Raw genomic sequence first — 23,081 nt, 5'->3', positions numbered from 1 at the left:
TGTATTATCGGGAATCCATTAGAAGTTCCTGCCGCCGGCCGGACGTGGCTTAGGCATTTCTTTTCGTGGAATTTTTGCCTCACGTTGCGCTGCATTGTAAGCGAAAGCAGCAACGATGGTTGCGATCTGTTTCAGATCTTCTTCGATCAGGTGATCGTATACGTCCATATTGCTATGGTGTGTACGCTGGTTGTACTCGATAGGATCCTGGATGAACTGGAATCCAGGCAGACCGATCGCATCAAACGACTGGTGGTCGGTACCGCCGGTGTTTGCGATGGTTACGGTTGTGGCACCGAGGTCTTTGAACGGAGCCAGCCATTCGGTGAAGATACCTTTAGCCTGGGCATTACCCTGGAGGTAGATACCACGGATCTTACCGGTACCGTTATCGATATTGAAGTAAGAAGAGAATTTCGCATGAGCAGGGGTTGTCTGCATGGTGCTGATATCGCCGAAGGTATTTTTCACATAACCTCTTGAGCCATGAAGACCTTGTTCTTCACCACCCCAGAGACCGATACGGATGGTCCTTTTCGGCTGAATACCCAGTGTTTTCAGGATACGCATTGCCTCCATCATTACAGCAGAACCTGATGCGTTATCAGTTGCACCGGTACCTGTCTGCCATGAATCGAGGTGACCGCCGATCATTACCACTTCATCTTTCAGCGCAGGATCTGTACCCGGGATCTCGGCAATTACGTTATAGCCCTGGAGATCCTTATCGTAGAATTTGGTTTTTACATCCACATCCATTTTAACCGGCGTGCCAGATTTTGCAAGACGCAGGATGGTGTTGAAATCTTCCAGACCCAGTGCCAGGTCCAGGAAGTTCTCAGGGTCAGTGCCTTTGTAAGCACCGCCGCCCTGTGCGAAAATAGTACCGTCGTGGCTGCGAACACCGCCGCTGCTCAGCAGGGCAATTGCGCCTTCGTTCTTAGCCATTTCTTTCAGCAGAGCCCCAACACGCGCAGCGCCACCGCCGCCACGTGCTGCCATTTGTTCACGCATTCTGCGCATAGCAGCTGTATCAGCCGGGTTTGCAGCCTGTCTTGGAGCCTGAGGCTGTTCAGCGGCCATTTTAGCCAGCTCTTCGTCTGTATACCTGAAAGCATCCGGTTTGAAGCTGTGTTTGTAATCGGTAGGCTGATCCAGGATGATGATCTTACCTTTCAGCTTTCCTTTGTAAGCTTCCAGTGCAACTGTATCTTTTGCAGAGATCACGATCACTTCTGCAGATTTCTGACCTTTGGTACCACCACACCATGCTTTAGGGAAAGCCAGCAGGGGTTTATAATAAGGAGCTGTGATAGCTACATAGCTTTTTTCCAGTTCCCAGCCTTTACCGAATTCGCCGAACGGATCCAGTTTCGCACCGGAAACACCCCAGCTTGTCAGTGCATCCTTCGCATAGTTGGCTGCACGGAAATAGCCGGGTGAATTCATCAGCCTGTTACCGCTTTTGTCGGTCAGGTTAAAGGCAATTTCCATTACTTTGGAGTTCTCCAGCCCTTCTTTACGGATCTTCTGCATCATGGCAGCGTCAATTTTCTCCTGGGCAAGGGCCGCAAATGGCAACGAAAGAGCCATTATTGTGGTGTAGCGACTTAGTTTTCTCATTTTTAAGGTGGTTGTTTAATTAAGGTTGGCCAAAATAACGATTCCTGCTTAACTAAGTAGAGCCATTTTATGAGTGGTTGAGTATAACTTTGCGCCATGCGAAAACTGAGCATGGATGAACTGGGCCGGAAAACGGTAGATGAATTCAGGATGGCCGATAAACAACCGCTGATGATCGTGCTGGATAATATCCGGAGCATGCATAATGTGGGAAGCGTATTCAGAACGGCCGATGCTTTCCTGGCAGAAGGGATCTGCCTCTGCGGTTACACGCCGCAGCCCCCGCATCGCGATATCCATAAAACAGCGCTCGGTGCTACCGAAACGGTGGACTGGCTGTATTTTGCCTCTACGCTTGAAGCAGTGAACGCATTAAAAGAAAAAGGCTATAAAGTATATGCCGTAGAACAGGCGCAGGGAAGTATCTCGCTCGAAGCCTATACCGCTCCGCAGGGAAAACTTGCAGTGGTATTCGGAAATGAAGTGGAAGGTGTGGATGCCGCGGTACTGGCGCAATGTGATGGTTGCATCGAAATCCCCCAGCTCGGTATGAAACACTCCCTGAATATTTCTGTTGCTGCCGGTATCGTATTGTGGGAACTGGTGAAAGGAAATGTAAAAAACAGTTAGGGCAGAAGCAATTTTTAATCAACTTTGAACCGGATATACGTTTAAAAAAATTCAGAGATACGGATAATACCCAGCCTTATCTTTCACCCATATTGCCGATGCCTATGCCCAGCTTTAAAAATTACCTGAGTCTTGTAAAATTTTCCCATACGATCTTTGCCATGCCTTTCGCTATGATCGGCTTTTTCCTGGGCGTGGTTGATGTGAACAGGAGCGATGCAGAGATCGATAAAACCGTACTATTCATCAAATTCCTGCTGGTACTGGCCTGTATGGTTACCGCAAGAAGCGCAGCCATGGCTTTTAACCGCTACCTCGACCGGAATTTCGATGCCCGTAATCCCCGCACCGCCATCCGTGAGATACCCAAAGGCATTATCTCCGCAAACAACGCACTTCGTTTTGTGATCATCAATTGTCTTTTGTTCGTGATTGCTACCTGGTTTATCAACAGGCCATGTTTTTATCTCTCGTTCATTGCCTTGTTCGTGGTGTTGTTTTACAGCTATACCAAGCGTTTTACGCCTTTATGCCATCTTGTGCTCGGGCTGGGGCTCTCACTCGCGCCCATCGGTGCCTACCTGGCAGTTACAGGGGTTTTCAGCCTGCTGCCTGTATTGTTTTCATTAAGCGTGATCTTCTGGGTGAGCGGGTTCGATATTATTTACGCGTTGCAGGATGTAGACTTCGACCGTTCGCAGCAGCTCTATTCCATACCTTCGGTACTGGGTAAATCAAAAGCCCTGCGTGTGTCGGAATTACTGCACCTGTTCAGTGCTTCCTGTGTGGTTGCAGCGGGTATTTATGGTGAATTTCACTGGCTGTACTGGGTTGGTATCGCCGTTTTTACAGGGATGCTTGTTTACCAGCACTCCATTGTAAAACCCAATGATCTCAGTAAGGTAAATATTGCTTTCATGACCGCAAATGGTGTTGCGAGCGTTGTGTTCGGGGTGCTGGTGATTGCTGATCTGTTCCTCGGCTGGTAAACTTTAAATCTCATTATGGCAAGGATACTTTGTATAGATTATGGCGGAAAACGAACCGGGATAGCAGTAACCGATCCTTTGCAGATCATTGCAAGCGGGCTCACCACCATTAACAGCCAGGAGCTGATCCCTTTCCTGAAAAATTACATGCTGTCGGAACCTGTAGAACTGATCCTGATCGGCGAGCCGCTTAATCTCGATGATTCCGATACACATGCCACACCACTGGTCCGCGCAGCGATCGAAAAGCTGAAAAAAGCATTTCCCGCTATTCCGATCCGTACTGTTGACGAACGCTTCACTTCCAAAATGGCATCCAGGGCCATGATCGATATGGGACTGAAAAAGAAAGACCGGCGCAATAAAAAACTGGTGGATGAGATAGCCGCAACGATCATGCTGCAGGAATACATGCAAACTTTTGGAAAGTTCTGAAACTTTCCAAAAGTTATATCTCGTATTTTTGCTGTTTCATTGCAGACTCAAATACACTAAGATCGATGATTCTTCCAATTGTAGCATATGGTGCGGCCGTACTCAGGAAAGTAGCCGCAGACATTACTCCCGATTATCCCGGCCTTGAGCAGCTGATCGCTGATATGTGGGAAACCATGTACGCGAGCAACGGTGTTGGCCTGGCCGCTCCGCAGATCAATAAAGACATACGCCTGTTTGTGATGGACAGTGCGCAGATATTCGACAACCAGGATGAAGATGAGGAAAATAATTATCCCGATGCGCCCGGCACCAAAAAAGTGTTTATTAACGCGCATATTAAAAAACTCAATGGCAAGGACTGGGCCTATAATGAAGGCTGCCTCAGTATCCCGAATATCCGCGAAGATGTGAACCGTCCGGAAGAAGTGGAGCTCGAATACATGGACGAACATTTTGTAAAACATACCGAAACGTTCAATGGCATTACTGCACGCATTATCCTTCACGAGTATGATCATATAGAAGGCAAGCTGTTCATCGATTACCTTAAACCGCTCCGCAGGAAAATGCTGCAGGGAAAGCTGAACGATATCAGCAAAGGGAAATCTAAAGTGAGTTACAAAATGATCTACATCAAATGATGCGTGGCTGTATAGTATTGCTTTTGTTGTCTGTACTCCGCTGTGCAGCGCAGGATACTTCCGTATTCATCAATAACCAGCATGTTACACTGGGAGAAGTGGTGGTGCGGAATAATTTCGATTATAAGAAATTACTTACACAGATCAAAGAAGACACTACGTTCTATAAAGCGTTCCGTAACCTGCGTATCCTGGGCTTTTCTTCGTACAACGATATTCAGATGATGGATAAAAAAGGTGCTGTACAGGCATCTCTTTTCAGCAAAACCCGCCAGAACCGTACAAATGGCTGCCGTACCATGGACGTACTCGAAGAACGTACCACTGGTGATTTTTACAACCGGAAAAAAGAATACAACTATATGACCGCTGAACTATATGCCGGTCTTTTCTTTACCAAGGGAACGGTATGCGGAGAAGATAATATAGTGAAAGGGCATATCATGAACACCGGCAACAAATCGGGTATGGATAAACACAAGGAGCAGCTGAAAATGTTGTTCTTCAATCCCGGTAAGAAAATCCCGGGTATTCCTTTTGTTGGCAATAAACTCGATCTGTATGACGAAACCGCGCATAAATACTACGATTACAAACTCGACGTGCAGGAATACCATGGTACATTATGTTATGTGTTTTCCATCACACCCAAAGAAGGAATGACCAAGAGCGACCGTATCGTGGTAGACCAGATGGTCACCTGGTTCGATCAGAAAACACTTGAAGTACTGGGTCGTACCTATTCACTCAGCTATAAAGCGGGTGTGTATGATTTTGATGTCAGCATGGAAGTGGAAATGGCGCGTTTCCAGGGACTTATCGTACCTAAAATACTCCGCTATAAAGGCAATTGGGATGTGATCTTCAAAAAAAGAGAACGAGCACTATTCACTGCTACGCTGTTTGATTTCAAAAAATAAGGGCCGCAAAAACTGCAACCCTTATACCCCCTGATTATCGAAAAAAAATTATAGTCCGTTCAGATATGTAAGTATTTGCGGCAATGTCTTCTTCTCCGGTGTTACTATATAACGTACCACCGTGCCCACGTCATTGATCTCTTTTATGCCCAGGTAGAAATCCGCACCGATCCTCGTCAGAGAAAGTATGGTGATCTTGCTTTTTAATGGAATGCCCGTTACTGCGAAAGAACGTGATGCATAATCCTGTGGTAACTGAACTACTGTGCGGCTATTGGCAAATACGGCAAATACAACTGTATTCTTATTGGTGAAATTTGGTGGCAGAACTGCTGTTATTTTAGTGGCAGGTAATGTACTGTCGAGATACCTGCATGCCGCAACCCAGCGCAGGTGTTTCGATACAAGTTCGTACCCCTTAAAAACAGTACCGTTGGTGCCGCCGCTGCTGCGCTGGTATGTTTTGATCCAGGAGGTATCGGTATCGGGTATCCAGTCGTGCAATGTATCTATGCGTCTTGTCTGTAATGGCAGCGTTTCTTTTGCATAGAAAACTTTCATGCCCTGTTTGGGATCATCGATGTCGGAATAACGGATGGTAAAGCTGGCATTGGGTGCAAGTGAGATCTCTCTTCCGTCCTGGCTTACGCGGATAAAAAAGGCGCCGGAAGTTTCGAGCAGGTGGCCATTGGAGACAGTGGGTTTGAATGCCTTGATGAAATCCCCTTTGCTTTTCAGCCGGAACAGTTCCAGTCTTACTTTGCCTGAGGCTTTGTTGCTGCCGTCATAACAGCTGCCCGGTGTGAATGCGATCTCCAGGCTGTCGCCGAAATGAAGCGTATCGCCGGTGCTGCAATCGAATTCATTGATCACGAGATCCGGTAATAGGATGCCCGGAAAATCCCATACAGCTGCGTTTGCAGGAATGGATCTCTGCCAGGTGGTATCGTTCAGCGGATTGTTCGGGTAAAGCCCGATATCATTGGATACTTCCTTTTTACAGGCCGTAACCAGGATGCCGATCAGTCCCGCAAGCAATAACGTCTTTTTCATTGTCTTGATGATTACTATATACCAGATACGCTGTGCTTTCACTGCGTTGCCTGTTACCTGTTTAAATTAAAACGCAGGCCTACGGCGAGTCCGCCAAGGCTGAAGCGTTGTTTGAATGATGCGTCGGCTGTGGTCATGCTGCCGAGATTATACCGGAAATAAGGCTCGAAGAAAAGATGGGTATTATCGCCGATCCTTTTCATCAGGCTGATGCTGCCGTATAACCCAAGTCCCAGCCTGCTTTTATACATTCCGCCGGCATCTTTGTTCACAGGCACCGCTGCCAGTGAAGTATCCAGTATCACACCTTCGTACCAGGATGAGAGATTGAAGATCACACCGGCATTGATGCCTACCCTGATATCATTATCTTCTGTGCCGAACTGGTAACCTGCCGTTAAAGGAATATCGATACTGCGGAAACGGTTACGGATGGTATTGTTGCGGTAACCGATCTGCTGCAAAGTGCTGGTATCGCTTACCAGTACCGTATCGCCCGGCGCACGGATGATCTGCCTGGTAGTTACAACCGTTGTTGTTCTGATCTCGTTCTCGGTTCGGTACGTGAACTTTTCATTCATCTGTGTATACTGGATCCCCGTTTTCAGCAAAAACTGATCGCTTAAAGGTTTTACGATGCGGATACCTGCTGTAAAGCCCGGCCGCATACTGGTGCTGCTGTCTTTGCGGGCCATATACTGCGCACTGGCCGATACATTCTGTACCGATCTGAACGCCATGTCAGGAGATGCATACACTTCCAGCTGCCAGTCGGTATTGAAAATGCCGGTACCTGTACCCGGGCAACGATAAGTATTCGGGAAACTTCTCGTATGCGTTACGGCATTCACCATTTCCGGTGCTTCAAAATTATTACGCAGGCTGAACCGGCTGCCATTTACCGTTGCTGCTTCACTGAAATTGAAAGCAGAGTAGTTCGCGTATTCTTCTGCAGCGATAACAGGAGTTTGTTCTGTATAGGATGGTGTGTATTCGTTACCGATGGCGTTGGACAGGAGGGATGCAGGTATTTTGGATGTTTGGGGTATGCCGGAGTGAGGAGAAGTGAGGTGAGGTGAGGTGGCTTGCTGCGCAACGATAAGATTAGGTGCCACAGATGTTTTGTTTGCCTGCATGCCGGTTTCATTCAGGTCGCTTTGCTCATGTGTCCCGCTGTCTTTTCCTGCCGCCGCAGCAGTTATGCTTTCATTTATTTTTGGATCAGTATTACTGTTGTTATTATCTGGTGAAATAGCAGTTGCCATGCCGGTTGCATCCTGCCCGGATTTGCCGGTGAACCAGAAATAAGAACCGGCAACAAGCCCGGCTATGATTGCCGCGAGGGCCAGCCATGCAGCGGGTCTGCGGAATAAGGGTACAGCCCTGCGCCGGTCTTTTTCAGGATGGATCTTATCCCAAAGACCTTCCGGCACAGGCGCAGCGTGCTCCCTGAGACTGTTCCTGATAAAATTATCAAATGGGCTATCTGTCATTTTATACAGCAATTTTTTGCAATTGTAAGATTTGATGTTGAAGCATTTTACGTGCTTTTACCAGCTGGCTTCTGCTCGTTCCGGGCTGAATGTTCAGCATTTCGCCTATCTCTTCATGGCTGTAGCCTTCAATCACGTTCAGGTTGAATACGACACGGTACCCTTCCGGCAACTGACTGATCAGTTTCATCAGGTCGTCTTCTCCCAAATGCGTATAAGCCTGCGGCGGAAGCTGAGGCACATGCGGACCATTCTCGTCTATATCCTTAAACCGAAGCTTTTTCTTTTCAAGATGCCGGATCGCTGTATTGACCACAATACGCCGGATCCAGCCTTCAAAAGACCCTTCAAATTTAAACTGTTCTATGTAGCGGTAAATCTTGATAAAAGCGTCCTGCATGATATCTTCTGCTTCCATGCTGTCATTGGCATATCGCAGACATACGCTCATCATCTTACCCGCATATCGCTCGAAGAGCATACGCTGGCAGTTGGCCTGTTGCCTGATGCAACCCCTGATCAGTTCGTGTTCAGTCAAAGTGAACGTATTTAGTCTTGTACAGTTACACCATAGATACAGGTTTATGGCCGGCCGTTGCCCGGAAGTTCAGATTTATCTTTAATGAGCCAGGAACTGGTCGTGGATATAGTCTACCACACTCACCAGGCTGCCTGTCTGCTGATAAACAGCCAGTTGCCTGTCGGCTCCGGTTCCGGTTTCGAAAATGCCGGGGATATTGGCCAGTACATGCCTGCTGCCGAGGTCGTCTACCACATCATCCACAAAATCGAGCAGTTCATAGATCAGGGCGCGGGTATTCACTTCCGTTTCCTTTCCGAAATCGATCAGGGTTCCGTCTATGCCATAACGGCTTGCCCGCCATTTGTTCTCGTTAATCACGGAACGGTGGTACATCATAAAATTCAGGTTCTGGCTGCGGAGTTTATAGATTTTGGCGCAGATAGCCTGGAAAAGTGCTGCAATGGTAATGGTTTCCTTAATGGTCAGCGGCACATCGCAGATCCTGAATTCTACCGTATTAAAGAAAGGATGAACCCGCAGATCCCACCAGATCTTTTTGGCATTGTCGATGCAGTTGGTTTTGATCAGGAGATTCACATAACCTTCGTAAGCTTCGATATTCTCAAAATATTCAGGGATACCCGTGCGCGGGAACTTATCGAATACTTTGGTGCGGAAAGACTTGTAACCCGTTAACCTGCCTTCCCAGAAAGGGGAGTTGGTGCTGAGTGCATACACGTGCGGGAGGAAATAACGGGCGGTATTGGCTATATGCATGGCCATGCGGCGGTCTTCCATGCCTACATGCACGTGCAGACCAAAGATCAGGTTGCTCCGCGCCGCTTCCTGGAGTTCGTTTACAATCTCGCTGTAGCGCACATGGTCTGTGATCAGCTGGTTTTCCCAGTGACTGAACGGATGCGTACCGGATGCGCCCACCCAGAGGCCCAGGTCGCCGGCTATGGCTGAAATGGTGCCGCGCAGTGTGGCCACGTCTTTGTAAGCCTCTTCAATATCCGCGCAGATATCGGTACCCACTTCAACAACGGCCTGGTGCATTTCTGCCTTTACCTTGTCTTTGATGATCTTCTGGCCTTCCAGCACAATCCGCTGCTCATGGCTTTTGAGTTCACGGCTTTGCGGATCCAGTACCATGTATTCTTCCTCTACGCCAAGCGTAAAATGTTTGTAGTTGATGCTCATGTGCTTCAGATCAGTTTTTGTTTGGCGCTGCTTCGTTTTACATATTCTCCCCAGGTGAGGTTATCAGCACCTGGCACCAGCGATTGTGCTTTCTCAATGGCAAATGTAGCGGCCGTTTCCACCACCCATTCAAAATTATCCTGGCCTACGCTTTTCAGATCGGCATCGGGTGCGGGGTTGCAGAAATCGATGGCATAGGGAACACCGTCGCGCAACGCAAGCTCCACCGTATTGAAATCATAACCGAGATAACGGTTCAGCCGTAATACCAGGTCTTCCATCATTTTCAGCTTCTCGGGCGAAGGGGTGAAATCTGCTGCATAACGCAGGTGATGCGGGTTCCGGGGCTCATAAGACATAATGCGTACGTACTTGCCGCCAATGCAATAGCAGCGGTAATATTCCTCAAAAATGATCTCTTCCTGCAACAGCATTACCAGCTGGCCGGTTTCGCTGTGTTTCTCGAAGAAATCGTCCATGTCGTTCAGTTTATATACATTCTTCCAGCCGCCACCTGCAAAAGGTTTCATATAAGCAGGGAAGCCCACATAACTGAAGATATCATCCCAGTTGAGCGGGTAGGCGAGGTTGCTGAACGACTGATCCGTAGTATCCGCCGGCAGGTCGCGGGAGGGTAGTATTACAGTTTTAGGTACCGGCACACCGATCTTGGTGGCCAGGCAGTTATTGAAAAATTTCTCGTCGGCACTCCACCAGAACGGGTTATTGATCACGGCGGTACCGCAGAGCGCTGCATTTTTCAGGTAGGCCCGGTAAAAGGGAACGTCCTGGCTGATGCGGTCTACGATCACGGCATAGTCGGTGGCTTCGCCCTGCATTACTTTATCGATACGCACAGGTTCAGCGGTGATCCCGTCGATCTGTTTCTGGTTGATCCGTTCAACAAAGGCCATCGGAAAACTTCGTTCCTGCCCGAACAATATGCCGATCTTTTTCATCCGTTTCTTGTTTTAATGTTTAAATAGAAAGGTGTGATATGATTTGCTCTGAAGTTAACAACAAATTTCCGATCCGCAAGCAGGAGGCTTTACCGCTACAAAAAGTTAATGACACCATCTACGGAAGAAGTATTTTCACGTCTTTCCCCTTATTTTTGGCTCATGGCCGTAGCTCCCGCTTTTTATTCGATCCGTACAGAACAACTGACCATTTTTTCGGAATACCTCGAAAGGGAAGTACTGCTGGATGTATATATGCCCCTGCAATTACCGGCGCCGGAAATGATGAGTCTTTTACTGATCAACGATGGCCAGGACCTGCTGCAGATGGGCTTCGATACTATGCTCGACGAACTGGTGTCTGCCGGCACCATAGAACCCCTGATGGCGATCGGTATTCATTGCGGGCCCGACCGGAAAATGGAATACGGAACGGCTTATTCTCCCGATTATAAAGGACGTGGCGCCAAAGCTGCCAGCTATCATAAATTCATCTTTGATGAACTGATGCCCTATATCCGCAAAACCTACCAGGCTCCGTCTTTCCGCGACAAAACCTTTGCAGGATTTTCACTCGGTGCCTTAAGTGCACTCGATATCGTATGGAATCATGCGAGTGAATTCAGCAGGGTAGGTGTGTTCAGCGGCTCATTATGGTGGCGCCGTAAAGGTTATGATGACGGATATGACGATGAAAAAGACCGTTTAATGCACCTGCAGGTCCGTAAAGGTGAAATGGCACCCTGGCTGCAGTTCTTTATTGAATGCGGTACGGCCGATGAAACAGCGGATCGTAATGCAAATGGTGTGATCGATTCGATCGATGATGCGCTCGACCTGATTGTTGAACTCAAAGCCAAAGGCTATACCGATAAACATATCCGTTACCTGGAACTGGAAGGCGGCACGCATGACGTTGCCACCTGGACCATTGCCATGCCCGTTTTCCTGGAATGGGGCTGGGGTAAGAAAAAGGATTAAGCCATTTCCTCTGCCCATTTATCGCGCTCATCCGGCGAGAATTTCCATGGGGCAAAGTTGTTCTCCGTATTGCTGAACATACTGTTCCATTCCTGCGGCGCATTACTTTCTTCCATGACCAGCGAACGACGCAGTTCGAGGATGATCTCCAGCGGGGAAATACTTACCGGGCATTCTTCCACGCATGCATTGCAGGTGGTGCAGGCACGGAGCTCTTCTACTGAAATATAATCGTGCAGTAAGCTTTTGTTATCGTCCTGGAAACTTTTGTTGAGGTTGATGTTCCTGCCTACTTCTTCAATCCGGTCGCGTGTTGCCATCATGATCTTCCTGGGACTGAGCTTTTTGCCGGTGATGTTGGCAGGACAAGCCGCTGTACAACGACCGCATTCGGTACAGCTGTAGGCATCCATCAGGTTGCGCCAGCTGAGATCGAAAATGTCTTTGGCCCCGAAGCGTGCAGGCGGTGCGGCATCTGCCGGCGCGAGTTCTGGTTGCATGGCATACAGTACTTCGTTCTGTACAGCAGGCATATTGTGCATTTTACCCTGCGGTGCCAGTCGTGCAAAATAGGCGTTGGGGAATGCCAGTATAATATGCAGGTGCTTGGAATAAGGCAGGTAATTCAGGAACGCAAAAATACCCGCGATATGCAGCCACCAGCAACTTCTTTCGATCAGGATGAGGCTCTGCTCGCTCATCCCGCTGAATACAGGTACGAGAGCTTTGGAAAAAAAGAAACTGCCGGTCTGGTGATAATGTTCGCTGCCTTTCAGCTGCAGGGCCTGGTCTGTTGCATTGAGAACCAGGAATAAGGTCATTAGTACGATCTCGGTGATCAGGATAAAATTGGCATCGCTTCTTGGCCAGCCATCGAGGTCTTTGCTGATGAACCTGCGCAGTTTCACCAGGTTTCTGCGGAGCAGGAAGATCACACAGGCCAGCAAAACGCCCACTGCAAGGAATTCGAATGCATTGATGAGCCAGTTGTAGAACTGCCCCAGCGGTGCAGCAAAAAGGCGATGTGTGCCAAGTATGCCGTCCAGCACAATTTCCAGCACTTCCACGTTGATAATGATAAAGCCTGCATAAACAACAAAGTGCAGTAAGGCCACCATCGGGTTGCGGAACATTTTTTTCTGTCCGAACGCCAGCAGTAATACATTTTTCCAGCGCTCGGCATTATTGCCTGCAGGTACATCGTCCTTACCCAGGAAAATATTGCGCCTGATCTGGCCCGCTTTTTTTGCAAAAAGCCAAATTGCTGCTGCTGATAACGCTAAAAACAGAACCTGTTGAATATATTGCATACAACCTTGTTAATGCTGCTAAGGTAATGGTTTTAACGAACCTGAAACAGCAGATTTAATCCCGGTTTTTACTCTTGCCGGTATTGTTGTTACATTTGAAAAGAAAAAAAATACATGGCCGATAAAAAATACATCCTGAGCAAAGAAGCGGCAGCGCAAAAGCTGAACCGTATGGCACTGGAACTGGCAGAGCACCTCAACGGAGACCAGGTGCCTGTAGTTCTCATTGGTATCCGCAACAGCGGTATGGTGATCGCTGAAAAGACAGGTGAACTGCTGGCACAGTATATCACTGCGCCGATCACTGTTATTTCAGCTTCGCTCGATAAATCTTCGCCTGCAGAAGTTACCCTGAGTAAAACCATGGATTTTAACGGGCTGCATGTAGTGGTGATCGATGATGTTACCAACAGCGGCCGCACTTTATTATACGCACTCAGGCCCCTGCTCGATGCACATCCGAAAAGCATTCAGACCCTCGTTCTTGTTGAAAGAATGCATAAAATGTTCCCGGTTAAGCCCGATTATGTAGGCTTGTCCATCGCCACCACCCTCGCAGACCATATTGAAGTGGAAGTGGAGAACGGACAGGTTGCCGGTGCTTTTCTCATGTAGTATCTTCATCAATCAATCAGAATATAAAACATATAATATAATGGACGCAGCTATACAGGACAGAGTGAATGCCTGGCTTAACGGTAATTACGACCAGGAGACCAAAAATGCCATCAGTAAAATGCAGCAGGAGAACCCGGACGAGCTGGCCGATGCGTTTTACAGGAGCCTGGAATTCGGCACAGGCGGCCTTCGCGGCATCATGGGCGTGGGAACGAACCGCATGAACCGCTATACGGTAGGAATGGCCACACAGGGTTTTGCCAACTACCTCAAAAAAACGTATGGCGATGCGGAGATTTCTGTTGCCATCGGGCACGACAGCCGGAATAACAGCCGTTTTTTCGCAGAAACAACTGCCAATGTATTTGCCGCAAACGGCATCAATGTATTCCTTTTCGAAGCACTGAGACCAACACCGGAACTGAGTTTCGCGATCCGCAGACTCGGTTGTAAGGCAGGCGTTGTCTGTACGGCCTCACATAACCCGAGGGAATATAACGGGTATAAGGCTTACTGGAATGACGGCGGGCAGCTTGTACCGCCCCACGATAAAAACGTGATCCGCGAAGTGGAAGCGATCACCAATGTGGATGATGTGAAATGGGAAGGCGGATCCAGCAGGATCTCGCTGATGGGAGCGGAGATGGATGAAGCGTATATGTCGATGGTGCAGCAACTCAGCGTATACCCCGAAGTGATCGCGCGCCAGCACGACCTGAAGATCGTTTACACTCCTATACATGGAACCGGTATCACACTGGTACCGGGTGTATTGAAGCGTTTCGGTTTTACCAACGTAACCATCGTGGAAGAACAGGCTACACCGGATGGAAATTTCCCTACGGTGGCGTATCCCAACCCTGAAGAAGCAGAAACCATGAGCATCGGGCTGAAAAAAGCAAAAGCCATGGATGCGGATATATTACTGGGTACCGATCCGGATGCAGACAGGGTGGGTATCGGCATCAAGAACCATAAGGGAGAATGGGTGCTGATGAATGGTAACCAGACAGCGGTTCTGGCATTCGCCTACATGATAGAAGCCCGTAAAGCCAAAGGCATTGCACAACCCAATGATATGGTGATCTCTACCATTGTAACCACCCAGATGATCAATGAAGTGGCAAGGCAGAACGATATTGCCTGCTATAATGTGCTAACCGGCTTCAAATGGATTGCAGAGCTGATCAAGGAAAAGGAAGGCAGCGAACATTATGTGATCGGTGGTGAAGAAAGCTTCGGCCTCATGATCGGCGATCAGATCCGCGATAAAGATGCTGTCAGCGCCGTAGCCCTGATGTGTGAAATGGCAGCTTATGAAAAAGACAAGGGCCGCTCACTCTTCGATAAAATGATCGAACTGTACATCCGCTACGGATTGTATTACGAAGACCTGATCAGCATTACGAAAAAGGGAATGAATGGTCAGAAAGAGATCGCAGCTATGATGGAAGGCTACCGCAGCAACCCGCCAGCAGCGATCGACGGTTCAAAAGTAGTGGAGCTGCTGGATTATGAACTGCAGCAGGGCAAGAACCTTGTTACCGGGGAAACCCGTGCATTGAACCTGCCCAAGAGCAATGTGCTTCAGTTTATCACGGAAGACGGCAGCAAAATATCCGCACGACCTTCAGGTACGGAACCTAAGATCAAATTCTATTTCAGTGTGCATACCACACTTGCAAACAAAGAAGATTTCGATGCACAATATGCTTTGCTGAAAAATAAAGTGAACAGCATCATAGCAGATATGAAACTGAAATAATCATTACCAAAAGCATGCTGCAGTTTATTCCGCAGCATGCTTTTGGTATTATCGCTCTATGATCACCTCTTTGAAGGAGCCATTACTTACTGCTACTTCACCCGTCTTGTTCCCCAACGCATCGAAGAGGAAATATTTAAAGATAAATGTACCCTCGATCATATCCTTACGCTGCGCAGTAACAGTTAACTGCCCGTTCTGAAAGAAATGGTACCTGAACTGGCTGGATGGCGTAGTTTGTTTCGCTTCAATGAAATTGCCATTGAAATTGCTATTCAGTGCATGATTCACGCTTACGGCAGTTGTTCTGGTAAAGTCCGGGATGGTGAAGCGGATCTGCACAGCGCTGTCGGCAGTGATCTGGCGTGAACCGGTGATCACCAGCTCATAGCCACCGGCATTGTCCGGCCTCGACACCGCGGTAACGGGTTCGGCAAAAGAAAGCTGGTTGCCGTTTACGGATGCGGTAAATTCCGGGAAAGTGAGTTGCCTGATACCGTCGTCCTTCTTACAGGAACAAAGCAGGAGGGTTAGTATCGCCGGGAAATAAAAAAGTCGTTTCATACAGTAGAATTGGCCGCAAAATGCATCTCAGGGGGCAGATTTCCTGTGAGAAGACGGATAACCGGCAGAAATGGCATGCGGGCGGCTGTCAGAAAGTTTTTGCATACACAGCAGATGTGCGTTAATTTACACAGACCATTATTTCTTTTCACAAATTCCTTCAACCGGTCTGCCAGATGGATGAACCTGTATATTCGTACCGCTTATGAGACAATACGAAGACACATATCAGCACAAGGGCATGCGTCGCCGGCTGGTGAATGAACTGAAAGAAAAAGGGATTACAGACGAAAGAGTACTCGACGCCATCAATACCGTTCCCAGGCATTTTTTCCTCGATTCGGCTTTTGACAAGATCGCTTACGAAGACCGTGCTTTCCCTATTGGCGAAGGACAGACCATTTCCCAGCCTTATACGGTAGCTTACCAGACCCAGCTGCTCCAGATCAAAAAACTGGATAAAGTACTGGAAATCGGTACCGGCAGTGTCTACCAGGCTACCATACTTGCCGAACTCGGCGCCTGGGTATATACGATCGAAAGGCAGAAAAAATTATATGAGAAGAACAAGCAGTTCCTCTTCAAAAGCAAATATCCCAACCTGAAATTCTTTTATGGTGACGGGTTTGAAGGATTGCAGCCTTACGCGCCGTTCGATAAGATCATCATTACCGCAGCCGCACCCTTCATCCCCCCCAAACTTGTGGCACAACTGAAAGTGGGCGGGTATATGGTGATCCCGGTAGATGAAGGTGAGAACCAGCGTATGCTCAGACTCGAAAAACTGGCCGACGGAACACTCCGCGAAGAAGCATTCGAACAATTCTCCTTTGTGCCGATGCTTACAGGAAAGAACGATTAAATCATAAAACCGGCAGACTTCAGAACAGCTGCAAAGGTTTCAACGAAAAAGCCCCGCTGTTTGAAGAGCGGGGCTTTTTATGTAGTGTAACTTAAGTTTAGTTATTGCCTCCCATCATGTCCATACCACCTGACTGATCTGCCTTGTTGTTCTTACGTTTGAACAGCGTAGCATCGAATTTACCGAAACGGTAGTTGAAGTTCAGGCGAACCACCTGCTGGTCTCTTCTTCTTTCGCTGGTCTGGTTAAAGAACACGCTTTCAGAATAAGATTTGAACACCTGCGTACGGAATACATCATTGATGCTGAGCGTGAGTGATCCGCTCTGTCCGTTCTTCCAGGTCCAGTCTTTACGGATACCCAGATCGAACCCATAACGTGGCAGATTGTAGCCCTGTGCAGTAGATTGCTGGCCACCGCCAAACATCATACCGCCGCCACGTCCGCCGCCACCGCCTGAGTTAGGAGGTAACACGGTTTTAGCCTGGTAGTCGCCGCTGAACTGAACAGACAGCGTTTTGGTGATCTTGAAGTTACTGTTCATTTTAGCGAACCAGCTCACGCGTGAGTTATCGAGATTCTGGCCGGGAACAGATGCATTGATCTTGGAGTTGTACAGGTTAAAGCTCAGTGTAAGATCCCACCATTTGGTTACAGGCATTTTGTTGGTCAGTTCAACACCGTAGGTAATACTGTTATCCGCATTGATGTAAGTGTTGAAATAAGCACTGTCGGTCGGGCTCAGTTCGTTCTTGTCCCTGTAAACATACCTGGTGATCAGGTCTGTGGTATACTTGAAGTAAACCGAAGCCAGGAAGTTGGAACCGCGCTGGTATGCATTGTTATAAGAAACTTCGAATGAATTGGTGAACTCTGGTTTCAGTCCTGCATTACCCATGTTGATGTTCTGCGGATCGCTGTAATCCGGGAAAGGCATCAGCTGGAAGAAGTTAGGACGGTTGATCCGTCGTGAGTAGTTCAGCTGGAAGTCCTGCTTGTCGTCGTATTTATAAGTAATGAACGCACTTGGGAAAAGGCTCAGCGGATAGTTCACTTTAAAGGTTGCAGAATCTGCGCCTGTTGTTTTTAACAGGGTACCTGTATAATTGGAACTTTCTGCACGCAGACCTACCTGGTAGCTCCATTTTTTGATTTTGAAGCTGTATGTGCCGTAAGCGGCAAATACCTGGTCGTTGAATTTATAATTGTTGCTGATCCGTGGTACCAGTTCGTATTTGTTGGTTACGCTGCTGTACCTGTACTGGCTGCTGTTATTGGCGAAATCCCTGATCGCGGCCCTTGCGCCGGCTTCAAATTTGGTATCATCGGTGATCGGGTTCTCATAATCAGCCTGAAGGGTATAAAAACGGTTGGTACCGTTTCCTGCAGTCTGCTGGTGCAGCGGTTCTTGTTTAAGAGAACCGTTCGCTAACCTTGTATAAGTGCTGATCGTAGAAAAATTATCGTTCTTGCTCGAGTTATAGTTCATATCGGCAGAGAAGTTCTCGCCGTTTTTGGCAAAATTGTGTTTATAGCTCAGCTGTGATCCGAAGTTCTCGAAGTTGGAGCGGCTGATATTGCTGATATCATTATAAGAGGTGAAAGCATTGCTGATCGTTGAATCCACGCGCTGCATGTTTTCACTGTTGAACTGGCCTTTATTGTAGTTACCAGAGATCGAGATGGTGTTGCGGTTGTCTACCAGGTAATCAATGCCGCCGCGCATGAAACCGAAATAGCCATTGCTGGTGCTGTTGGTGGTATTGTGCACGCTGCTGGGGATAGTGAGGAAGTTATTCCTGTCGATCACACCATCAGAAATGGATTTGCGCTGGTTGTAGTTACCGCTCAGGGTAATATTCACCTTGTTCTGACGCAGGTTGATATCACCGCCTACATTGAATTTGGCCCTTGAATCGATACCTGCTCTCAGACCGCCGTTATAGCCGGTTTTCTTATTCTTTTTAAGCACGATGTTCAGTATGCCTGCGTTTCCGCCCGATGCATCGAATTTTGCAGATGGGTTGGAGATCAGTTCCACTTTGTCGATGATATCGGCCGGGATCTGGTCCATGGTAAGTGTAGTTGGTCTGCCATCGATGAAGAGCGTAGGTGTGGCATTACGCATGGTCACGTTACCATCGATGTCCACGTTCAGTGACGGGATATTCTTCATGATCTCGGTAGCAGTCTGCCCGGTGCTTACCAGGTTCTTGTCTACGTTGAAGATCTTACGGTCGATGCCCATTTCAAACTGGGGTTTGCTGGCCACAACGGTTACATTGCCCAGGTTGGTGGCATCTTCTTCCATTTTAATATTACCGAGGTCTTTATCGGCCATGCCTGCCATCTGCTGCATACCGCCGCCTTCACCCGGCTGAGGCATTTTTATACCGAAACTTACCTGTTTTTCCTGTGCTTTGTAGTTTAATGCGCTGAGTCTCAGCTTGAAATTACCCATTAACGGAAGATTTTCGAAGCTGAAATCGCCATTTGCCTGAGTGATCATCGTGTTCATGATCACTTCCTTCATTTTCTTGGTAGCTGTATCAAATTTGTTCCCAACGATCTGAACGCTGACACCGTCAATGCCCTTGTTGGTCTTGCTGTCTACGATCTTTCCATACATGTGGCCGATATTGCCGCCACCGTTTCCGGCTCCCTGGCGACCTCCGCCGGGAAACTGGGCTGTGGATGCAAGCCACGTCAATACTGTAACAACCGATAATAAAATTTTTCTCATGGGGTCTTTTGTATGTTATTATGTGGTGCAAAATTGCACACCTTAATGGTTTAATGGCTTTTTCATTATACAAGCGGTAATAAGGCCCGCCTGAATGGACAAAGTGCTATCCCGTTGTGGTACAATCAACCGGCTTTGTCGGTGACTATTGTAACAGGGTGATGAGGACCTGCAGCACACCTATCAGGAATCCCAGCACTCCACCCAGGATTTCCACGAAACGGAATTCCCTGGACATGATTCCCTGCAGTACACCTTCCAGCTTATCTGAAGAAAATCCGGAAACCTTGCTTACCACAATGGCTTCCAGATCGAGTTGCTGCTGAAGATTGCCCATATATTGCTTCATCAGCTCCGGGAACAGCTGCTGCAGTTCGGCCAGGAAAACGGATTTGAGCTGGGTAACGGTCTTGTCGCCGATGAACATGCTGATCACAGGCATTTCCTGGGCGAGCCGGTTGCGGAGAAAATTGTCGATATGGCCTTCTACGAGCGGCATTAACTTATCGATATTCTCCTTATTGGTGATCTTTTCCTCGATTTCCCGGAAGGATAGAAGTTCCTGGCTCACCAGCCGGCCGAGTTTTTCGGCAAACTGTTTCTGTCTTTTCGGGAAAATACCCTGGATGGTTAAACCGAAGATCTTCCGGGGTTCACGCGGGTGAAACAGCATTTTAATGGCTATCCAGTTCGTAAACCACCCGATGAAAGCGGAAATAAGAGGAATAAGGACCTGTGCGTATGTCATGCTTAAAATTTAAAAACCTATAAGAACTGTTCTTATAGGTTTTACCAGGGAGAACGATGGGTTTCGAACCCACGACCTTCAGTGCCACAAACTGACGCTCTAACCAACTGAGCTACGCTCTCCGTTTTATCGGATTGCAAAAGTAAGGGAATTCGGCATTTAATAAAATTGATTTTATACTTTTTTTACCGTCCATCAAAACCTTTGTTAATTGACCGGATCCCCCCGCATGTAAGTCTTTTTTCAGTTAATTTTGGAAACGATCATGCGTTTATGCAAAAAACTTTACGATTTATGAAGAGCAGAAAAGGTTTGTTATCCATTGCTATAGTGTTATTTGGCGGATTATTCTTTGCTTTCAGAAGTACAACCTCTGTTGATACGGATACTATCCTCAGCCAGCGTCAGCAACTTCTGGCGGCTGTGGGAACCCTGCTGGAAAAACAGCATTACAGCCCGAAAGACATCAATGATGAGTTTTCAAGAAAAGTATTCAATAAATACCTCAGCGATCTCGACGGTGACAAAACCCTGTTCCTGAAAGTAGACATCGATTCGCTCCGTAAATATGAAAACACCATCGATGATGAGATCCATGGTTCGGCTATCCGTTTTGCCCCTTCTGTGAGCAATACCTATGATATCCGTTTTAAACAAGCCGTTGCTCTATATAAAGAGATCCTTGCCAAACCCTTCGATTTCACTGCCAACGAAACTGTGGTCATGAACAGCGATAACCTTGCTTATCCGGCAACAGAAGCAGAAAGAAAAGACAGGGTAAGAAAGCAATTAAAATATTATACACTCGAACGTTTTGTAGATCTCCAGGAACAAAGGGAGAAAAACAAAGGTCAGAAAGACTTCGTGGTGAAATCCGATGCAGAGCTGGAAAAAGAAGCGCGTGAGAAAGTGCTGAAAGCGATGGATAAACGTTATGACCGCATCAAAAGTACTTTCAATGAAACGCAGCGTTTCTCTGCTTTCCTGAATGCTATTACCGGTGAAATGGATCCGCATACCGATTACCTGCCACCAACGGAAAAAAGATCTTTCGATGAGCAGATGAGCGGCCGTTTCTATGGCATCGGAGCGCAGCTGGCACAGGACGATTACGGTATAAAGATCGCCAGCATACAAACCGGTGGTGCAGCCTGGAAATCGGGCCAGCTGGCTGTAGGCGATGTGATCATTAAAGTAGGGCAGGGTAAAGCGGACCCGGTAGATGTGAGTGGTTTCGCAACGGAAGATGCCGTAAAACTGATCCGCGGTAACAAAGGCACGGAAGTAGCGCTGACCATTAAAAAAACAGACGGAACCATTAAAACCATATATATCCTCCGCGATGAGATCGTACTCGATGAAACATTTGTGAGAAGCGCGGTGATCGGCGAAGGAAAAGATAAAGTGGGTTACATTTTTGTTCCGGAGTTCTATGCAGATTTTGAGAAGGAAGATGGCAACCGTTGTTCTGAAGATGTGGCCAAAGAACTGGTAAAACTGAAAGCCGAAAACGTAAAAGGTATCGTGATCGATATGCGCAGCAATGGCGGCGGTTATCTGTATGAAGTAGTGCAGATGGTAGGTCTTTTCATCAACCAGGGCCCGGTAGTGCAGGTGCGTGAAAAAGACGGCCGTTCTACCATCCTGAGCGACAGGCAGCCGGGTACTTTATATGATGGCCCGCTGGCGGTTATGGTGAACGAACTCAGTGCATCCGCAAGCGAGATCTTTGCAGCCGCGATACAGGATTACAAACGTGGCATCATCATCGGCAGTACTTCAACTTATGGTAAAGGAACTGTTCAGAAATCCGTACCGTTCGGTAACCGTACCGACCTGTACAGTGCCCGTACCGAGTATGGTGCGATGAAACTGACCTTCCAGAAATTCTACCGTATCAATGGCGGATCAACCCAATTGAAAGGAGTAACACCTGATATCGTGCTGCCTGATCCTTACGAATACCTGAAGATCCGTGAAAAAGACAATCCGGCTTCATTACCATGGGATGAGATCGCACAGGCGCCTTTCCAGGCATGGCAGGGGGATCTTCCTTACGAAACCGTGGTGCAGAAAGAAAATGCCAAGATCAAGCAGAATCCGTCGCTCACCCTGCTGAACAGTAACCTGCAGTGGTTATCAAAAACCAGTGAAGAGCCGGCCAGCCTGAATATCGATAAATACAAACAGCTGCAGAAGCAGATCCGTTCTACCGTTAAGCAGAACGAATCCCTGCTCAAAGCCAGCAAAGACCTGACGGTAGATGCGGTACAGGTAGACAGGGACAAATACTACAATAATCCGGATAAAGCCAAAGGCGATCGTTATCTTGCATGGCTGAAAGCGCTGAAAAGTGATATGTACATCGACGAGACCGTAAAAGTGCTCTCAGAAGTGGTACGTTCACAAACGCAGACTGCTGCTGCAACCAATTAGGCAACGGTAGCGGGCTTTAATGCTGTTATGCTGTTGCTGCTGTGCGATTAACCCTTTGTGTATGACGGATGAAAAAAAATGGTATGCCCTGTATACCAAACCGAGATGGGAGAAAAAGATACATAGCGTGCTCCTGCGCAAGGGTGTAGAGAGCTGGTGTCCCATACAAAGGGTAAAGCGCCAGTGGAGCGACCGCAAGAAAATTGTGGAAGAGCCGCTTTTTAAATCCTATGTTTTTGTGCGCATCAATGAGGCAGAACGAGTAAAAGTGCTCATGACAGACGGCGTGCTCAATTTTGTGCATTACCTCGGGAAGCCTGCTGTGATCAAGGAGGAAGAAGTGAACAGCATAAAAAAATACCTCGCCGAAAAAGATGCACGCATTACCGTACTAACCGAAGAAGGGTTCAGGCAGGATGATAAGATCACCGTTAATTACGGTGTCTTCATGGGCAACCATGGTACGGTGATCCGTGGCGGCCGTAAAAAGGTCTACGTAAAGCTGCAGAGCTTAGGCCAGGTGATCGTTGTAGAGTTTCCTGCTGAATATTTATCCGAGGCTGAAGTCTGAGTTGAATAGCT

At 47.7% G+C, this 23,081-nt stretch carries 21 protein-coding genes and 1 tRNA gene; 11 read left to right on the top strand and 11 right to left on the bottom strand.

Annotated elements, in window-relative coordinates:
- Positions 1 to 18: 18 nt before the first annotated feature.
- On the bottom strand, positions 19 to 1,623 hold the full coding sequence (locus B5D42_RS14500) for a M28 family metallopeptidase (RefSeq protein WP_078832237.1): 1,605 nt from the start codon (positions 1,621 to 1,623) through the stop codon (positions 19 to 21).
- Between the two features lie 96 nt (positions 1,624 to 1,719).
- Between B5D42_RS14500 and B5D42_RS14495 the strand changes: the two genes are divergently transcribed.
- The 5 genes from B5D42_RS14495 to B5D42_RS14475 all read left to right on the top strand — a co-directional run bounded on the left by B5D42_RS14495 (position 1,720) and on the right by B5D42_RS14475 (position 5,241).
- The gene (locus B5D42_RS14495; protein WP_078832236.1) at positions 1,720 to 2,253 is read left to right on the top strand and encodes an RNA methyltransferase; all 534 of its coding nucleotides are present in this window, start codon (positions 1,720 to 1,722) and stop codon (positions 2,251 to 2,253) included.
- A gap of 104 nt (positions 2,254 to 2,357) precedes the next feature.
- Positions 2,358 to 3,242, top strand: coding sequence for a UbiA-like polyprenyltransferase (locus tag B5D42_RS14490; RefSeq protein ID WP_078832256.1), 885 nt, complete (start codon positions 2,358 to 2,360; stop codon positions 3,240 to 3,242).
- Between the two features lie 15 nt (positions 3,243 to 3,257).
- Entirely contained in the window at positions 3,258 to 3,677 is a 420-nt protein-coding gene (ruvX, locus tag B5D42_RS14485; protein WP_078832235.1) for a Holliday junction resolvase RuvX, read from the top strand.
- Positions 3,678 to 3,742: 65 nt separating this feature from the next.
- Entirely contained in the window at positions 3,743 to 4,321 is a 579-nt protein-coding gene (gene def / locus B5D42_RS14480) for a peptide deformylase (RefSeq protein WP_078832234.1), read from the top strand.
- The gene (locus tag B5D42_RS14475; protein WP_078832233.1) at positions 4,318 to 5,241 is read left to right on the top strand and encodes a hypothetical protein; all 924 of its coding nucleotides are present in this window, start codon (positions 4,318 to 4,320) and stop codon (positions 5,239 to 5,241) included. Before def ends, B5D42_RS14475 begins: the two co-directional genes overlap by 4 nt.
- Positions 5,242 to 5,289: 48 nt before the next feature.
- Here the strand turns inward: B5D42_RS14475 and B5D42_RS14470 are convergent, their stop codons facing one another.
- The 5 genes from B5D42_RS14470 to B5D42_RS14450 form a co-directional block, all read right to left on the bottom strand.
- Positions 5,290 to 6,294 carry a hypothetical protein gene (locus B5D42_RS14470; RefSeq protein WP_139367176.1) on the bottom strand — a complete coding sequence of 335 codons (1,005 nt, stop codon included), beginning with the start codon at positions 6,292 to 6,294 and terminating at the stop codon, positions 5,290 to 5,292.
- Between the two features lie 53 nt (positions 6,295 to 6,347).
- The gene (locus B5D42_RS14465) at positions 6,348 to 7,787 is read right to left on the bottom strand and encodes an outer membrane beta-barrel protein (protein WP_078832231.1); all 1,440 of its coding nucleotides are present in this window, start codon (positions 7,785 to 7,787) and stop codon (positions 6,348 to 6,350) included.
- Position 7,788: 1 nt separating this feature from the next.
- Positions 7,789 to 8,325, bottom strand: a complete 537-nt coding sequence (locus B5D42_RS14460; RefSeq protein ID WP_078832230.1) for an RNA polymerase sigma factor — start codon at positions 8,323 to 8,325, stop codon at positions 7,789 to 7,791.
- An 81-nt stretch (positions 8,326 to 8,406) separates the two neighbouring features.
- On the bottom strand, positions 8,407 to 9,513 hold the full coding sequence (locus tag B5D42_RS14455) for a carboxylate-amine ligase (protein ID WP_078832229.1): 1,107 nt from the start codon (positions 9,511 to 9,513) through the stop codon (positions 8,407 to 8,409).
- 5 nt (positions 9,514 to 9,518) lie between these two features.
- The gene (locus tag B5D42_RS14450; protein WP_078832228.1) at positions 9,519 to 10,472 is read right to left on the bottom strand and encodes an ATP-grasp domain-containing protein; all 954 of its coding nucleotides are present in this window, start codon (positions 10,470 to 10,472) and stop codon (positions 9,519 to 9,521) included.
- A gap of 162 nt (positions 10,473 to 10,634) precedes the next feature.
- Here B5D42_RS14450 and B5D42_RS14445 point away from each other — a divergent pair, with 162 nt between their 5' ends.
- Complete coding sequence (locus tag B5D42_RS14445) at positions 10,635 to 11,453, top strand: alpha/beta hydrolase (protein ID WP_078832255.1); 819 nt, start codon at positions 10,635 to 10,637, stop codon at positions 11,451 to 11,453.
- Here the strand turns inward: B5D42_RS14445 and B5D42_RS14440 are convergent.
- Entirely contained in the window at positions 11,450 to 12,763 is a 1,314-nt protein-coding gene (locus B5D42_RS14440; protein ID WP_078832227.1) for a 4Fe-4S dicluster domain-containing protein, read from the bottom strand. The two genes, B5D42_RS14445 and B5D42_RS14440, sit on opposite strands and share 4 nt — an antisense overlap.
- Before the next feature lie 114 nt (positions 12,764 to 12,877).
- Between B5D42_RS14440 and B5D42_RS14435 the strand changes: the two genes are divergently transcribed.
- Positions 12,878 to 13,378, top strand: a complete 501-nt coding sequence (locus tag B5D42_RS14435) for a phosphoribosyltransferase family protein (RefSeq protein WP_078832226.1) — start codon at positions 12,878 to 12,880, stop codon at positions 13,376 to 13,378.
- 40 nt (positions 13,379 to 13,418) lie between these two features.
- Entirely contained in the window at positions 13,419 to 15,146 is a 1,728-nt protein-coding gene (locus tag B5D42_RS14430; RefSeq protein ID WP_078832225.1) for a phospho-sugar mutase, read from the top strand.
- A 48-nt stretch (positions 15,147 to 15,194) separates the two neighbouring features.
- Here the strand turns inward: B5D42_RS14430 and B5D42_RS14425 are convergent, their stop codons facing one another.
- Positions 15,195 to 15,710 carry a hypothetical protein gene (locus B5D42_RS14425; RefSeq protein WP_078832224.1) on the bottom strand — a complete coding sequence of 172 codons (516 nt, stop codon included), beginning with the start codon at positions 15,708 to 15,710 and terminating at the stop codon, positions 15,195 to 15,197.
- A 205-nt stretch (positions 15,711 to 15,915) separates the two neighbouring features.
- Between B5D42_RS14425 and B5D42_RS14420 the strand changes: the two genes are divergently transcribed.
- On the top strand, positions 15,916 to 16,572 hold the full coding sequence (locus tag B5D42_RS14420) for a protein-L-isoaspartate(D-aspartate) O-methyltransferase (RefSeq protein ID WP_078832223.1): 657 nt from the start codon (positions 15,916 to 15,918) through the stop codon (positions 16,570 to 16,572).
- Between the two features lie 97 nt (positions 16,573 to 16,669).
- On the opposite strand, the gene B5D42_RS14415 is transcribed toward B5D42_RS14420, so the two are convergent.
- The 3 genes from B5D42_RS14415 to B5D42_RS14405 all read right to left on the bottom strand — a co-directional run bounded on the left by B5D42_RS14415 (position 16,670) and on the right by B5D42_RS14405 (position 20,185).
- Positions 16,670 to 19,315, bottom strand: a complete 2,646-nt coding sequence (locus tag B5D42_RS14415) for a TonB-dependent receptor (protein WP_078832222.1) — start codon at positions 19,313 to 19,315, stop codon at positions 16,670 to 16,672.
- Positions 19,316 to 19,460: 145 nt separating this feature from the next.
- Entirely contained in the window at positions 19,461 to 20,063 is a 603-nt protein-coding gene (locus B5D42_RS14410; protein WP_078832221.1) for a DUF445 domain-containing protein, read from the bottom strand.
- Positions 20,064 to 20,111: 48 nt separating this feature from the next.
- Positions 20,112 to 20,185, bottom strand: a tRNA-His gene (locus B5D42_RS14405).
- 172 nt (positions 20,186 to 20,357) lie between these two features.
- On the opposite strand from B5D42_RS14405, the gene B5D42_RS14400 reads away from it, so the two are divergent.
- Positions 20,358 to 22,499 (top strand): carboxy terminal-processing peptidase, encoded by a 2,142-nt coding sequence (locus B5D42_RS14400; protein WP_078832220.1) that lies wholly within the window; start codon positions 20,358 to 20,360, stop codon positions 22,497 to 22,499.
- Between the two features lie 61 nt (positions 22,500 to 22,560).
- Positions 22,561 to 23,070 carry a UpxY family transcription antiterminator gene (locus B5D42_RS14395; RefSeq protein WP_078832219.1) on the top strand — a complete coding sequence of 170 codons (510 nt, stop codon included), beginning with the start codon at positions 22,561 to 22,563 and terminating at the stop codon, positions 23,068 to 23,070.
- Positions 23,071 to 23,081: the final 11 nt, after the last annotated feature.

It is taken from the genome of Sediminibacterium ginsengisoli (assembly GCF_900167075.1).
In the GTDB taxonomy this organism is placed as follows: Bacteria; Bacteroidota; Bacteroidia; order Chitinophagales; family Chitinophagaceae; genus Sediminibacterium; species Sediminibacterium ginsengisoli.
The sequence above is the reverse complement of the archived record's forward strand: the minus strand, read 5'-3'. Positions and strand labels throughout refer to the sequence as shown.